The 15326-nt window shown below is 49.2% G+C and carries 11 protein-coding genes; 1 reads left to right on the top strand and 10 read right to left on the bottom strand.

Translation table 11 applies throughout. The annotated features are described in order from the left end of the window. Positions 1–49: 49 nt before the first annotated feature. From clpB to FYJ59_RS01385, 8 genes are all read right to left on the bottom strand, one after another. Complete coding sequence (clpB, locus tag FYJ59_RS01420; protein WP_154494958.1) at positions 50–2650, bottom strand: ATP-dependent chaperone ClpB; 2601 nt, start codon at positions 2648–2650, stop codon at positions 50–52. A 353-nt stretch (positions 2651–3003) separates the two neighbouring features. Next, the gene (locus FYJ59_RS01415; protein WP_154494957.1) at positions 3004–5898 is read right to left on the bottom strand and encodes a heavy metal translocating P-type ATPase; all 2895 of its coding nucleotides are present in this window, start codon (positions 5896–5898) and stop codon (positions 3004–3006) included. Positions 5899–5994: 96 nt separating this feature from the next. Beyond that, entirely contained in the window at positions 5995–6342 is a 348-nt protein-coding gene (locus FYJ59_RS01410) for a metal-sensing transcriptional repressor (protein WP_235897870.1), read from the bottom strand. A gap of 205 nt (positions 6343–6547) precedes the next feature. After that, positions 6548–7387 carry a class I SAM-dependent methyltransferase gene (locus FYJ59_RS01405; protein ID WP_154494956.1) on the bottom strand — a complete coding sequence of 280 codons (840 nt, stop codon included), beginning with the start codon at positions 7385–7387 and terminating at the stop codon, positions 6548–6550. A 206-nt stretch (positions 7388–7593) separates the two neighbouring features. Then, positions 7594–8154, bottom strand: coding sequence for a hypothetical protein (locus tag FYJ59_RS01400; protein WP_154494955.1), 561 nt, complete (start codon positions 8152–8154; stop codon positions 7594–7596). Between the two features lie 247 nt (positions 8155–8401). Beyond that, positions 8402–9706, bottom strand: coding sequence for an O-acetylhomoserine aminocarboxypropyltransferase/cysteine synthase family protein (locus FYJ59_RS01395; RefSeq protein ID WP_118547921.1), 1305 nt, complete (start codon positions 9704–9706; stop codon positions 8402–8404). 142 nt (positions 9707–9848) lie between these two features. Then, complete coding sequence (locus FYJ59_RS01390; RefSeq protein WP_235897869.1) at positions 9849–11177, bottom strand: MATE family efflux transporter; 1329 nt, start codon at positions 11175–11177, stop codon at positions 9849–9851. Between the two features lie 104 nt (positions 11178–11281). After that, positions 11282–12823: a glycoside hydrolase family 43 protein gene (locus FYJ59_RS01385; protein ID WP_235897868.1), complete on the bottom strand. Its 1542-nt coding sequence runs from the start codon at positions 12821–12823 to the stop codon at positions 11282–11284. 162 nt (positions 12824–12985) lie between these two features. Between FYJ59_RS01385 and FYJ59_RS01380 the strand changes: the two genes are divergently transcribed. Then, positions 12986–13828, top strand: a complete 843-nt coding sequence (locus FYJ59_RS01380) for an AraC family transcriptional regulator (RefSeq protein WP_205839420.1) — start codon at positions 12986–12988, stop codon at positions 13826–13828. Here FYJ59_RS01380 and FYJ59_RS01375 read toward each other — a convergent pair. Both FYJ59_RS01375 and FYJ59_RS01370 read right to left on the bottom strand, forming a co-directional pair. After that, positions 13774–14403 carry a PTS glucose transporter subunit IIA gene (locus FYJ59_RS01375; protein WP_154494952.1) on the bottom strand — a complete coding sequence of 210 codons (630 nt, stop codon included), beginning with the start codon at positions 14401–14403 and terminating at the stop codon, positions 13774–13776. The genes FYJ59_RS01380 and FYJ59_RS01375 overlap by 55 nt on opposite strands. Before the next feature lie 39 nt (positions 14404–14442). After that, positions 14443–15288 (bottom strand): DUF368 domain-containing protein, encoded by an 846-nt coding sequence (locus FYJ59_RS01370; protein WP_235897867.1) that lies wholly within the window; start codon positions 15286–15288, stop codon positions 14443–14445. Between the last annotated feature and the right edge of the window lie 38 nt (positions 15289–15326).

The raw sequence follows: 15326 nt of genomic DNA, 5'->3' as shown, positions 1-15326 counted from the left end.
AAAAAAGCGAAAATGACAAGTCTGCCACTTTCGCTTTTTGTATTACTGTTTATTTATTTTTAGAGCCTTTCTCACATTTGGCGGAAAGCTTATCACCTTCCACGGTAATGACGATGGTATCGCCCTCCTCCACCTGATCTGCCAGGATCATCTTGGCAGCCAGGGTCTCCACATACTTCTGAATATAACGTTTCAGAGGTCGTGCACCATAGACCGGATCATACGCGTTATCCACGATGTACTGCATAGCCTCGTCCGACAAACGGATCGTCAACTGCTTATCCTCCAGACGCTTGTTCAGATCGGCAATGATCAGATGAATGATACCGCCGATATTATCTTTGGTCAGAGGCTTGAACAGGATCGTCTCATCCAGACGGTTCAGAAATTCCGGACGGAAATGAGCACGCAGATCGTTCATGACTGCTGCCTCTGCCTCCGGCTTGATGGTGCCGTCTTCGTTGATACCGTCCAACAGATAGCTTGCGCCGATGTTGGAGGTCATGATCAGTATGGTATTCTTGAAGTCTACAGTACGACCCTGAGAATCGGTGATGCGCCCATCATCCAGTACCTGTAACAATACATTGAATACATCCGGATGTGCCTTTTCGATCTCATCAAACAATACCACGCTGTAAGGTTTTCTCCGAACAGCTTCTGTCAGCTGACCGCCCTCTTCGTATCCTACGTATCCGGGAGGCGCACCGATCAGACGGGAGACAGAATATTTCTCCATGTATTCACTCATATCGATACGAACCATGTTGTTCTCGTCGTCAAACAGTGCTGCTGCCAGGCTCTTCGCCAGCTCCGTCTTACCTACACCGGTAGGTCCTAAGAACAGGAAGGAACCGATGGGCTTGCTGGGATCCTTGATGCCGGCTTTGGAACGGATGATGGCTTCGGTAACCTTGGTCACACCTTCGTCCTGTCCAACTACACGTTTGTGCAGTTCTTCGTCGAGGTGAAGGGTCTTGTTACGCTCACTCTCGGTCAGTTTTGCTACCGGTATGCCGGTCCAGCGGGAAATGATCCTTGCGATCTCTTCCTCCGATACCTTTTCATGCACCAAAGACATATCCGATTCGCCGACCTTATTTTCCTCCTGCTCCAGCTGTTTCTCCAGTGCAGGAAGTTCACTGTATTTTAATCTGCCCGCATTCTCATAGTCTCCTTCCCGCTCTGCGATCTGGATCTCGTTGTTGATACGGTCTCTCTCCTCACGCAGCTTGGAAAGCTTATCTACGGATGCCTTCTCGTTATCCCACTGTGCTTTTCTCGTATTGAACTGATCCTTTAACTCTGCCAGTTCCTTCTGCAGATCAGCCAGACGTTCCTTACTGATCCGGTCATCCTCTTTTTTCAGAGCAGTCTCCTCGATCTCCAGCTGTGTCACCTTACGTTGCAGTTCATCCAGCTCCGTAGGCATACTGTCCATCTCGGTCTTGATCAGGGCGCAGGCTTCATCCACCAGGTCGATTGCCTTATCCGGCAGGAATCTGTCGGTGATATAACGGTTGGAAAGTACCGCTGCACTTACCAGCGCATTATCCATGATCTTAACACCATGATATACTTCGTAACGATCCTTCAGTCCACGCAGGATAGAAATCGTGTCCTCCACAGTAGGTTCTTCTACCATAACCGGCTGGAAACGCCGTTCCAAAGCGGCATCTTTTTCAATATACTGTCTGTATTCATCCAGTGTGGTAGCACCGATACAGTGCAGTTCACCACGGGCCAGCATAGGTTTTAACATATTGCCTGCATCCAGAGCGCCATCTGTCTTACCGGCACCAACAATGGTATGCAGCTCATCAATGAACAGAATGATCTGTCCGTCGCTGTTCTTCACATCATCCAGTACGGCTTTCAGACGTTCCTCAAATTCACCTCTGTATTTTGCGCCGGCTACCAGTGCACCCATATCCAATGCGAAAATCTTCTTATCCTTCAGTCCCTGCGGTACATCACCTTTTACAATACGTTGTGCCAGCCCTTCCACCACGGCGGTCTTACCGACACCGGGTTCACCGATCAATACAGGGTTGTTCTTCGTTTTACGGGACAGGATACGTACCACGTTACGGATCTCACTGTCTCGTCCGATGACAGGATCCAGCTTCTGGTTTCTCGCTTTCTCCACCAGATCCTGACCGTATTTTTCCAAAGTATCATAAGTAGCCTCCGGATTGTCACTGGTAACTCTCTGGTTGCCTCTTACGGTAGACAGAGCCTGTAAAAAACGCTCTCTTGTGATGCCGTATTCCTTCCAGATCTCGGCAATCTCCTTGTTGGGATTCCTGATCATGGCAAGGAACAGATGCTCAACGGAGACATATTCATCTCCCATCTGCTTTGCCTCATCTGATGCGCTGACCAGTACCTTGTTCAGATACTGACCGACATAAGGCTGACCGCCCTGCACCTTTACTCTTTTCTCCAGAGCCTGTTTTGCACGGTTTACAAAGTGATCCTTTTGGATCTCCATCTTCTCCACAAGCTTTAAGATCAGGCTGTCATCCAACGTCAGCAGACTGTACAGCAGATGCTCCTGCTCGATCTCCTGGTTGCCATATTCCATGGCAAGCTTTTCACAGCCGTTGACGGCTTCTATGGATTTCTGTGTAAATTTATCAATATTCATAATCGTTCGCCTCCTCACATAAGGTTATGCAATTTGCAAGTGTTCAGAGCCATTAAATATTGCCTGCGCTTTGTTGAATGCCTGCATTCATAAAAAGCTTTGACAATATTTATTTGGCATAGAACAGACTCACAGGCTTTCTGTCTCATCTGTTCTATTGTTACTATAACACTTATTCAAAGAAAATCAATTAAGAAATTATAAACTTTATATAGAATCTTTGGAAAATTATTTTTTCCTTCTGCATGGGTCTATACAGGAAAAAACGGCGCTGCCCAGTGTCATGTCTGTAAACATAACATCTGGACAGCGCCATTTTTCCTTTTACGTTGGTAAAAGCTGACGGTAAAACCTTATTTTGTGGTAATTCCCTTCACTTCATATCCTGCGTCCACCACAGCCTTGGTCAGTACCTCATCTGCCACATCGGAAGCCAGTTCCACGACAGCGTTTTTCTGCTCCAGACTCATGGTTACGGCTTTCACACCTTCTACTGCCTCCAGTGCTTTCTGTACGGTTCCGGTGCAGTGGTTGCACATCATTCCTTCGATGCTGATTACTTTTGTCATTGTGTTTGTCCTCTCTTTCTCCTGCTTTACATCTTGTCTGTTATTTTGCTCTGCGGGGGCTTTCAATATGCACTGTTCTTCCTCCGCAGCTGCATGCGCTATCTCTGTTTCCTTATGGGATGCTTTCGGTGTTCCCTTTTTCAGCGGAGTGAATCCGCTCTTAAAACCTCTCAGCCGCAGGGCATTTCCCACGACGAAGATACTGCTTAAGCTCATGGCTGCCGCGCCAAACATGGGATTCAGCCGGATCTGGAACGCCGGATACAACACACCGGCTGCCAGAGGGATGCCGATGCAGTTGTAGAAAAATGCCCAGAACAGGTTTTCCTTAATATTGCGGATCACGGCACGGCTCAGCTTCATGGCTGTTACAGCATCCCGAAGATCGTTTTTCATCAGGATAATGTCGGCACTCTCCATGGCGACATCGGTACCCGCGCCAATGGCCATACCCACATCTGCTGCCGCCAGTGCGGGAGCATCGTTGATACCGTCACCGATCATTGCCACCTTGTGTCCCTGACGCTTTAACTCACTGACCTTTTTCTCCTTATCCTGCGGCAGTACCTCTGCCACGACTTCGGAGATCCCTAACTTCTGCCGTACAGCTTCCGCGGTGCGGCGGTTGTCTCCGGTCAGCATAATGACCCTGACGCCCATTTTCTCCCATGCATTGATTGCTTCATAGGAGGTGGCTTTGACAGTATCTGATACACCGATGATCCCTAAGAATCTTCCTTCCTGCGCCACCAGAAGCGGTGTCATGCCTTTGTCTGCCATCCGGTTCAGACCTTCTGCGGCTCCCTGCGGCAGTGTGATATTTTTCTCCTGTAAAAATGCAAGATTGCCTACATAGAACTTTGTGCCTGCCGGGAATGTCACACTGTCTGCATCTGATCTTGCAATTCCGGTTGCCGGATTCTGTTCTGCGATCTTGCCTGAATTTTCCGGTACATCCGCAGTCCTATCACTTTTCCCTGCATAAAATACCGCCGTGGGACCATCCTTTTTTGCAACTTTCTCTGCATGGAAATCTGCTGCCAGAGCACCTTCCACACCACGGCCGAAGGTTGCCTTGAAATCCACGATCTCCGGAATTGTCAGTTGGAAGCTTTCCGCATATTCCACTACCGCCTCTGCCAGCGGATGCTCACTCTTTTTCTCCAGTGCCGCCGCGATCTGCATCATGGCATCCGCAGGAAAATCACTCTGATAACCGCCTACTTCTTCTACTTTTAACTTGCCGCTTGTGATGGTTCCGGTCTTGTCCAGTACCACGGTGTCGATCTCCTTAGCCTGCTGTAAAGCTTCCCCGGTCTTGATCAGGATGCCATTACCTGCTCCTACGCCGGTCCCTACCATGATAGCCACCGGAGTTGCCAGTCCCAGCGCGCAGGGACAGGAAATCACCAGTACGGCAATGGCTGTGGAAATAGCGAATTCCGCAGTGGCGCCGTTTAGCAGCCATACGACCAGTGTGATCAGTGAAATGGTAATGACCGTAGGCACGAAGACCCCTGCCACTTTATCTGCCAGTTGTGCGATCGGAGCCTTGCTGGCGCTGGCTTCTTCCACCAGGCGGATGATCTGTGCCAGCGTGGTGTCATCACCGACACGATCCGCACGACATTTTAAGAAGCCCGCCTTGTTCACGGTTGCAGAGACCACATGGTCGCCTGCCTGCTTCTCCACAGGGACACTCTCACCGGTGATGGCTGCTTCGTCCACGCTGGAGTTACCCTCCAGCACGATACCATCCACCGGTACCAGACTTCCGGGCTTTACCAGAAATATATCACCCTTTTGCAGACTTTCCGTAGGCACCTCCTTCTCCTGCCCGTCCCCGGTCACGAGGACTGCCACCTTGGGAGCCAGATTCATCAGTTTGGTAATAGCCTCACTGGTCTTGCCCTTGGAACGGCTCTCCAGATATTTTCCGACCGTGATCAGGGTCAGGATCGTACCGGAGGATTCAAAATACAGATCGTGGGAATAATGCTCTACTACTGCCATGTCACCGTAGCCTAAGCCATAGCTGATCCGGTACATGGCGAAAATGCCGTACACAAGCGCCGCGCCGGATCCTAAGGCGATCAGGCTGTCCATGTTCGGGCTGCGGTGCGCCAGGGTTTTAAATCCTACGGAGAAAAACTTCCGGTTCACATACAGAATCGGCAACAACAATAAAAACTGTGTCAGTGCGAAATTCATGGCGTTGGCATTACCATGCATGGTATTCACGATAAATGCGGGGACCGGAATCCCAAACCATTCTTTGAGCATATGGTGCATGGACACATACATTAACGGGATCAGGAACCCGATGGAGATTCCAAGCCGCCATTTCATGGCTCTTGCATCCGCATCCAGCTTCTGCTGCAATTCCTGCTTGCCGTCGGCTACGGACCTTCCTGTACTTCCCGCATTCCCGGAAGTGCTCCGTCCGCCTGCACCTGCCGCACTGCCTTCGGTCATTACCGAAGCACCGTAGCCTGCTTTCACCACAGCATTGATAATTTCCGTCGAAGTGATCTTCGTCTCGTCATAGGTCACATCCATGGTCTCTGTTAACAGATTCACGGATGCTTTTTCCACATTTTCCAGTTTATTGACTGCCTTTTCCACATGCGAAGAGCATGCAGAGCAGGACATTCCCGTAACATGATATCTTTCCTTCATAAAAATAACCCTGCCTTTCCATAACCTGCAAAGTTTCCGTTATTTTCAGTGCCTTACCGCACGAATTTACAGTTTTATCTGCAGTCATGCCTCTACTTATTTCAATTTTTTCACCAGATCCACTGCTTCCTCTACGATAGCAGTATTCCCCTTCCGGATCTCTTCCACCACGCAGGTCTCCATATGCTCCTTCAGAATCGCATAGCCAAAAGCCTGCAGAGCGCTCTCCACCGCAGCTACCTGCGTCAGGATGTCTCCGCAATAGCGGTTCTCTTCCAACATCCGGCTGATACCGTTTAACTGCCCGGCCATGCGGCTTAAACGGTTCTGCAATTGTTTTTTTTCTTTTTCAGAGCGGGGTGTTGCTTTCTGATGACAATGACAACATTCCATGCCCTTCTCTTCTAATTTTTCTTCTATTTTTTCTTCTATTTGTTCTGCCATACTTTCTCCCATTCTGAAGCCGGTTCCTGCTATTTTTTCTAAATGTCCACATATTCTTTATTGTCCTCCGATCACATAACAGCGTTCAATGTATGTAGAAGGACTAATTGTTGCAGCCATACAAAATACCCTACGGGGGTATCTTATCTACAAGATATACCCCCATAGGGTATTTGTCAAGAGTTACTTTCTAATTCCTGCCAGTTCACCTCTGACCAAAGCAGATCCTTACGATCTGCATCTTCATGATTCCGTCGCCGGTTCTGGCAAGGAAGCGGAATAATCCGCTGACGGAAGGGTCTCGAAGATCATTATAGCCCAGCATATAGCCACGGCTTGTAACCTGCAATCTGCTGTCCCACGGGGAAAGCTCACTTTTCGCATCCGAAACCGCAAAATACGCGCCCACATCCTGAATTTTAGCGCTCCTTAGCCATGTCTTTGCTATCATCTTAACCGCTGTCCGGTTCGCCGCGTCGAATACCAGCACACCACCGGGAAAACTGTCAGCCATTGCCTGTACCAGCGTCCTGACTTGCTCCGTCAGAAAATAATAGAATACTCCGGAGGCAAAAAATATCGCCCCTTCGGACGCGTCGATTTTGGTAAACCATTCCGTATCATTCAAATTGCAGGGAATATTTTCCTCACGGTCTCCGGCGGGCAGTAATTGATTGCGTACGGCGATAACATCCGGAAAATCCAGATTGTAATTTTTACAGCTGCCATTGTCATAGGCTCTTCCCGTACTGTCAAGTCCACAACCCAAATTAACCACCGCCGCATCAGGATGATCTGCCAGGTAATTTTGTACCTCACATGCAAAGTCATTCTGCCGCATGGCAACCTCCAGCGAACCGAAACGCTGCATCAGGCCGTGGGATTTTTTCTCCACCTGTGAAAAATCATAGTCGATCTGGTCGATCAGGTGTACCGCCATCTCGTCCCGATATAGGTTCGGATACAACTCCGAGCATAGCTTCCGGGAATAAAGCGGGATGATCAGTGTCTCCTGTACGGTGTTCTTCTCAATCTTGTATTGCATGGACATCTCTCACTTTCTTGCATTTTTGCCATTTCTTTTTGTTAGTTTTGTCTAACCACTGTATAGAGTTATGCGGTTAGCTTATGCTAACTTGTGTGTCTTAGAAAAGCCGCATTACTGCGGCCTTTCAGCTGACTGTTTTTGGTTTTCGTTTATATTATACTGAACTTATTTCTGTTTTGCAAGGTAGATTTCCTAATGCTTTTTTATCCGCGCTTTCTCTGAAGTAAGATTCCCATGGTAATCAGAAGAATTCCCCCAAAAAGTGACATGATCTCCGTTATATAAGTTGCGATGCCTTCTCCCGTCTTCGGTACTACATCCAATTCCTGCGTCACTGCCTGTGTTGTAGCAGGCTGTGCATCAGAACTGTTGTTATCGTTTCCTTTAGAATCCTCGTGAGAGCTTCCACCGGTACTGGTACCTGCGGTCGTCTTTTCCTTTTTCACAATGACATATGTAGAAAACTGATTGGTCTCGAAGGTGACTTTTCCATCGATCACTTTCGTAGGCAATGCAGTGGTAGTTCCGTTATGATCTCTCACTACCACGTAGTCATAATTTGCATCGTAGTTGTTAATTCCAAGACTTAATGTAATCGGATTGGTAAATTCCGTAATCTTTGTTTCCCAGTTCGTGCCATCCCCTTTGGCTACGATCTGGTTCAGATCCAGTTCCACTGCCTGCGCCGATACCGCTCCTGCCACTTTCTGTTGTGCCGCCGTCATATCGTATCCGGTACCCGGTCCCGGCAAACAGCAGTACATATCCTGCAATCACCGGCACCGGCAAGAAGAATCCCGCTGCCTTGAACGCAGTGGGATTCCCGGATTTGCTTTTCCATTTTTCTATCAGAGAATATGCCAGAAAACCCAGTGCACTGACTCCCAGAATATAGCTCTGCGCCAGCACTACTCCTGTGGGATCCGTATATAACGCCATCCGGTTATCAAACAGATACTCTGTTCCTAAAAATACAAAATAGAAAACAGCTAATGAAAGCATGGTCTCTCCTTAAACAGACTGGAAACCGCCTTCCAGATCCTCAATGATATCATCAATATTCTCCGTACCGATAGACAGACGAATCGTATTACTGTAGATTCCCTGCTCATTCAGTTCTTCCTCAGACAGCTGTGCATGGGTGGTGGAAGCCGGATGGATGACCAGAGACTTCACATCTGCCACGTTTGCCAGAAGTGAGAACAGTTCCAGATTATCACAGAACTTTTTCGCTGTCTCCTTGCCGCCCTTGATCTCGAAGGTGAAGATGGAACCGCCTCCATTCGGGAAATATTTTTGATACAATGCCTGCTGCTCCGGATCGGTGGATACGGAAGGATGATGCACACGCTCTACCTGAGGATGATTGTTCAGATACTGTACAACCTTCAGTGCATTCTCCACATGACGCTCCACGCGCAGAGACAGTGTCTCCAGTCCCTGTAAGAAAATAAAAGCATGGAAAGGGGAAATGCAGCCGCCCATATCTCGAAGGAGCATGGCACGGATAGCGGTCACAAAAGCCGCGCCCGGTGCTGCCTTGGTGAAAGTCACACCATGATAGCTGGGATTCGGAGTGCACAGATGAGGGAACTTGCCGCTGCCCTCCCAGTCAAATTTACCATTCTCTACGATCACTCCGCCTAAGCTGGTGCCGTGTCCGCCGATGAATTTGGTTGCAGAATGTACCACGATATCTGCGCCGTACTCAAAAGGACGTACCAGATAAGGGGTAGCAAACGTATTGTCCACTACCAGAGGCACCTTGTGTGCATGGGCGATCTGTGCCAGACGCTCGATGTCTACCACATCAGAATTGGGATTGCCCAGGGTCTCGATGTAGAGCGCCTTGGTGTTCTCCCGGAAGCTTGCTTCGATCCTGTCATAATCGGAAGGAGCCACGAAAGTAGTGGTCACACCGTAGTCCACCAGGGTATGCGCCAGCAGATTGTAGGTTCCGCCGTAAATATTATTTGCAGAAACAATGTGATCTCCCTGTTTTGCCAGGTTCTGGATCGTATAGCAGATAGCTGCCGCTCCGCTGGCTACTGCCAGAGCTGCGGTACCGCCCTCTAATGCTGCAATACGCTGCTCAAAGACACCCTGGGTAGGGTTGCCCAGACGGCCGTAGATCTCACCGGGATCTTCCAGTCCGAAGCGTGCTGCTGCATGGTCGCAGTTGCGGAATACATAAGAAGATGTCTGATAAATGGGAACGGCTCTCGCACCGGTCACGGGATCGGGCTGCTCCTGTCCCACATGTAACTGTAATGTCTCGAATTTTAAATTACGCTCTGCATAGGGCTTTTTGCTCATGTTCTGCCTCATTTCTGCACTTATCTGTGTGCTGTGTGTTAGTCATATAGTAGCTTATCTATTCCTAGGAATCTACTATAAAAACATGCTAAAACACATTCAAAAATATGTCAATGTAAAACTTTAGTGCAGCAGATATTTTTTACTTCACCAGCCGGTCCTTATACTTCAGCCATTTTCCCGTCCGTATCCTGTTAGTAAACAAAAATGCCCGTACGACCCAGTCCATGGTCATAGCGATCCAGACGCCGATAACGCCAAGTCCCAGACCCTGTCCTAAAATATATGCCATGCCCACACGGCAGAGCCACATGGAAGCGATCGCCACGATCATGGTAAATCTCACATCTCCCGCAGCGCGAAGTGCATTGGACTGTGCAAAGGACAACGGATGCACCAGCATACAACATACACAGCTGTAACATAACAGAAAAACAGTTATTTTCATTGTCTCCGGACTCAGATGATAGATTCCGCAGATCGGTCGAGCAAAAATAATCATGGGAATTCCCAACAGGCTCATACAGGCATATGCTACTTTCATCATTTTTTTTAGATAATATAATGCCTGCTCTGTTTCTCCTGCGCCGATGCACTGTCCGATCACAGTGATCATTGCCACACCGATGGCATTGGCAGGGATCTGCTGGAAGCTGGCAATGCTGCCTGTTACGGCATTTGCCGTCGTAGCTGCCATTCCAAATCCGGCGATCAGGCTGGTGGTCAGAAGCTTACCAACCTGGAATATACTGTTCTCCAGACCGTTCGGGACGCCAATATACAGTATTTTTCCCAGAATTTTCGTATCCAGCCTCCAATGATTGCTCATGATGATCTTGTCACTTTTCTTAAGCAGCACTACGATCATCACCGCAGACAATACTCTGGAAAAAAGCGTGGACAGCGCCGCTCCTGCAGCACCGATTCCAACACCGTAGATCAAAATGGCATTTCCCACTACGTTCACCAGATTTGCCACCAGAGATACCTTCATGGACACCTTGGAATCTCCTACCGCACGGAACAGAGCTGCACCACCGTTATAAATTCCCAGAAAAGGAAAGGACACCGCCACAATATAAAAATAAATTCTTGCAGCACTCATGACATCCGCTTCCACATTGCCGTAAAGCAATGCCAGCAGTCCCTTGTTCCAGATCAGCGCTATCGTCATAAACAGAAGGGCCACACCCCCAACCGCTATAAACAGCTGATTGGAGGCCCGGCCTACCATCTCCTTATCTCCGTGTCCCATATATTGCGCCGCCACTACCGCACCGCCGCTTGCCATGGCCGTGAACAGACCGATCAATAACACACAGATACTGTCCACCAGGGAGATTCCGGATACCACGGCTTCTCCACAGCTGGCCGCCATCACTGTGTCAGCCATTCCCATTGCGATTGCCAGAAACTGTTCTATGATCAGCGGCCACAATAATTTTTTCAATGCATCCTGTGAAAATAACATTTTTTTCTCTTCCGGCATGATTTACATCATTCCTTTATCCTTACATTAGCATCTGCCAAAATAGTACATTGTCATTGCATTGTAAATACGGTAAATGGTATTTTCTACAAACTTTGATATACAAAATAATCCGCAGCCACCGAACCGCCAGCCGCACCCTGTTCGTTGATGGCAAACAGTCCGTCCTTGACACCGACCCAGCGGCCCGGAGTTGCTTCCACCATCTGTCCCACAGGCTGTAAATTTTCTTCCGTGGTTCCCACGTAGAACGTGCGATAAGTCTCCTTCTCCACCTTCATCTGGATATAAATGACATCACTGTTCCATTCGCCCAGACCGGTGCGCACCTCATCGTCCTTCGTCCAGTTGCCGGTGCGCTGCTGCAGGCTCATTTTGCCGTGTATTTTCTGAACTGCAAGTGCTGTATAACATCCGCCCAGCGATACCAGTCCTGCCACATCGCCGTCCTTCATCTGCTCCAGATGCAGACAGGTGGTAACAGAAAATTCCGGTGCCGGCCACTTCTGCAATAACAGATTGCTGATGTCGCACAGCTGTGTCTTCGGATCCGCCGCCTGTGCATGGAGAAGGAGCTGACCGTCTTTCAGATCATACCATTCCTTTTTATAATTGGCATTCCACTGCCATTGCAGTCCTAAACGATCTCCTTCGAAGAAATCGCTGTCCTCCGGGGTATCGATGGGATATGCAGCTCCCACTTCCGGCTTCTTGTAACGCAGTACCGGCTCACCACAGCCGTCCACGGCATTTACTCCGATCACCGGCCAGTCATTTTCCCAGTGCATGGGCTGTAAATGTACGATACGTCCCGCATTGCCCACATCCTGGAAATGCAGGAACCAGTCCTGTCCGTCCGGCGTATCCACCCAGGCACCCTGGTGAGGTCCGTTGACGGGGGAATTGCCCTGGTGCAGGACGATTTTCTCTTCCCAGGGACCATAAATATTTTTCGACCGCAGTACGGTCTGCCAGCCGGGCTTCACGCCCCCTGCCGGAGCGAAGATATAGTAATAGCCGTTTCTCTTATACAGCTTCGGACCCTCGATGGTGGGCTGGGTCGCATGACCGTCATAGATGAACTGACCGTCATCCAGCACTACGGAGCAGTCCGGTTCGATGGGAGACATATACAGCATGCTCTTGAAGCCGATACGGCTTCTGGCGAAAGCAGTTACCATATAAGCTTTGCCGTCCTCATCCCAGAAAGGGCAGGGATCGATCCAGCCCACTACCTTTCTGACATAAGCAGGCTCGCTCCATTTGCCCCACGGGTCTGTGGTCTTGCACATCATAATCCCCTCATCCGGCATGGGAATAAATACGTAGTAAGTTCCCTCATGGAAGCGGATGGCAGGTGCCCAGGTACCGCAGCCGTGTACCGGCTTGTCATAATATTCAAAGGGAAGTTTATCCATGATGTAATTGATGACCTTCCAGTTCACAAGATCCTTGGAATGTAACAGAGGAACTGCGGGGGTATTACAGAAGCTGGAAGCGATCATAAAATAATCCTCTCCCACACGAATGGCATCCGGGTCCGAGTAATCCGTATACAGGATCGGGTTGGTATAGGTGCCGTCGCCCTGATCGGCGATCCACATTTTATGTATCTTCGTCTTGTCCATAGTATCTCCATTCCGCAGCCTTTTGCTACTGTTTGTTTATAAAATCAGTATAGCAGATATTCCGTCATATCGCGTGTCAATTTCCCATTAGTTTGTGTCAAATCTTGCATTTCAATAGAATAAATGTCATAATAGTGACAAAAGTTGCAGGAGGAAAACACCTTGAGTTTCTTTTATCAGAATCGCAAAGAACAACTCTATCTGTATCTGTCCAATAATAATCCTTACGCCGTCCATCTTCACAGACAGCTGGAGCTGATCTATGTCTTAAGCGGTTCCACCACGGTCACTGTGGAACAACAGGAATTTCCGCTGACTCCCGGTCAGGGTGTCCTCGTCTTTCCGAACCAGATGCACGGCTTAAAACATGTGGAACCCGGTCAGAATCTGCTCTGTATCTTCGAGCCGGATTTCTGTCATTCCTTCCGACATTTTTTTCAGAATAAAAAACCCTCACGCAATGATTTTGCCGTCTCCACCCTCTCGGAGCACAGCCACATTGCCTTACAGGGACTCGAGGCTCTGGCTTCCACCATGGAAAAAGATCGTCCCACTCCTTCTGATGTGCAGATCTATGCGGAAGGGTATCTGACGCTCCTTTTGGCAGATCTCCTACCCTCTCTCCCCCTGCAGACCCGGAAAAGCACGGAGGATCTGGAGCTGGAGCAGAGGCTGCTTCTCTATCTGGATGCCAACTACACGAAGGAATTGTCCCTGGACAGTCTCTCGAAAGAATTCGGTGTCAGCCGTTTTGTCCTCTCCCGGATATTTACGGAAAAGTTCCACACCACTTTCCCGGATTATGTGAATTCCAGAAGACTTGATTATGCCAGAGACCTTCTGCTGTCCACAGAGCTCTCCGTGACACAGATTGCGCTGGATGCCGGCTTTGGCAGCTCCCGTACCTTTTTCCGTGCCTTTCAGGATACCTTCCATACCACTCCGGGAGCTTACCGCAGGCAGACGGAATCTACCCACAACAGTTCCTCGCCCGCCCGGATATAATCCTTCCAGGTACGAACGATCCGTCCCCGGTCAGGTGTCTGACACATCTCCACTGTCACCGCCGTATCCACGCCTTCTCTCGCCAGCCCTTCCTGATCAAATTCTACGAGAAGCTTGCCTTTTCTCACGATCTCATTGGGCAGGACATTACAGCGGTAATAAGTGCTATGAAGTTCTTCTTTATCCTTACAGATATTCAATAGCAGCTCCACCCCGCTGTCCGTGCGGAAACGGATCCGGTTGCCCATAGGATAAAGCTTCAGCACTTTTCCTGCAGTGGGGGCATAGACTCTGCCGTCCGATGGCAGAATGGTAATGCACTTCGTATTGTCATCCTCCACTTCTTCCGTTGTGTCCTGCAAAGTATCCTGCGATTTTTTCCTGATCTCGCCGTTCACCGGGCTCCCTATGGCGGTGCCTTCCATAACCAGCTGTCTGTTCCCTGTTATTTTTCTCTCTTCCTGTCTGTTGACCGCCTCTTCTGTTTCTTCCATGTTCCAGCGGATGCTCCTGCCCAACCAGAAGCCGATCAGCAGTCCCAGCACTCCCGTTGCCACCACCGCATACATCTGCATGTTTCTACCTTCCTTTTTCCATAATAAGACTCTTACATCTTATTCTGTCTCATTTTCGGGAAAACATGCCAGTTTTTCATTCATAAAATCCAAGAGTATCGCTGTCACGATCCCCGCCGCCATGCAGAACAGATTCCGGGATGCCGCATCCGCCGATGTTGCAAAGCTGCCCCAGGGAACGGTCATCACCGTAGCCGCACCGACGATCCCGAGAATTCCATGAAACATCACCGCATACTGCCTCTCAAACAGCCGGTTTACCAGTCTTGCCAGACAGATGAAAGTCACCACGCACCCTGCTACTCCCGGAAGCAGAACCTCCAATCTCACATGACCGATTCCTTCCACAAAGGGCGTATACAGTCCCAAGGGCATCAATATTGTTGAAAAGCTCATGCCCGGAGCGATCACCGACAGAGCAAAGGCAAAGCCGCAGAACAAAAAGCTGAAAAATCCCGGCTCCACGGTATTTTGGGAATTCTGCAGCCAGAATAACAGACTAAGCATTGCCACTAATGTCACGCAGGATAAGATCACATTTCCCACATTCCTGCCCTGTTCTCCCGCTTCTCTCCACAACGAGGGAAGCATTCCCACGATCAGTCCCACAAACACGCAGACAGAAGGCTCCGGGTAAGTCTCTAGTACATATGATAACAGATTCGCCACCCCTAAAAATCCCGCTGCCGATCCGATCATATAAGGGAACAATTCCGGCAGATGGGTCCGCCACTTATGTACCGGATCCGACAAAAGCTCCATGATCGGTCGATAGACTCCGAACACTACACTTAAAACGCCGCCGGATATCCCCGGGAGTACCGCTCCCAGACCGATCAGCGCCCCTTGTAATACTTTTCCCAAAAATCTAAGATCCATCGTCATTCTCCGCATCCTGTTGCTCTTAAAATCATATGCTTTTT

Source organism: Waltera intestinalis, from assembly GCF_009695995.1.
In the GTDB taxonomy this organism is placed as follows: domain Bacteria; phylum Bacillota; class Clostridia; order Lachnospirales; family Lachnospiraceae; genus Acetatifactor; species Acetatifactor intestinalis.
This window is presented reverse-complemented; position numbering and strand designations above follow the sequence as displayed.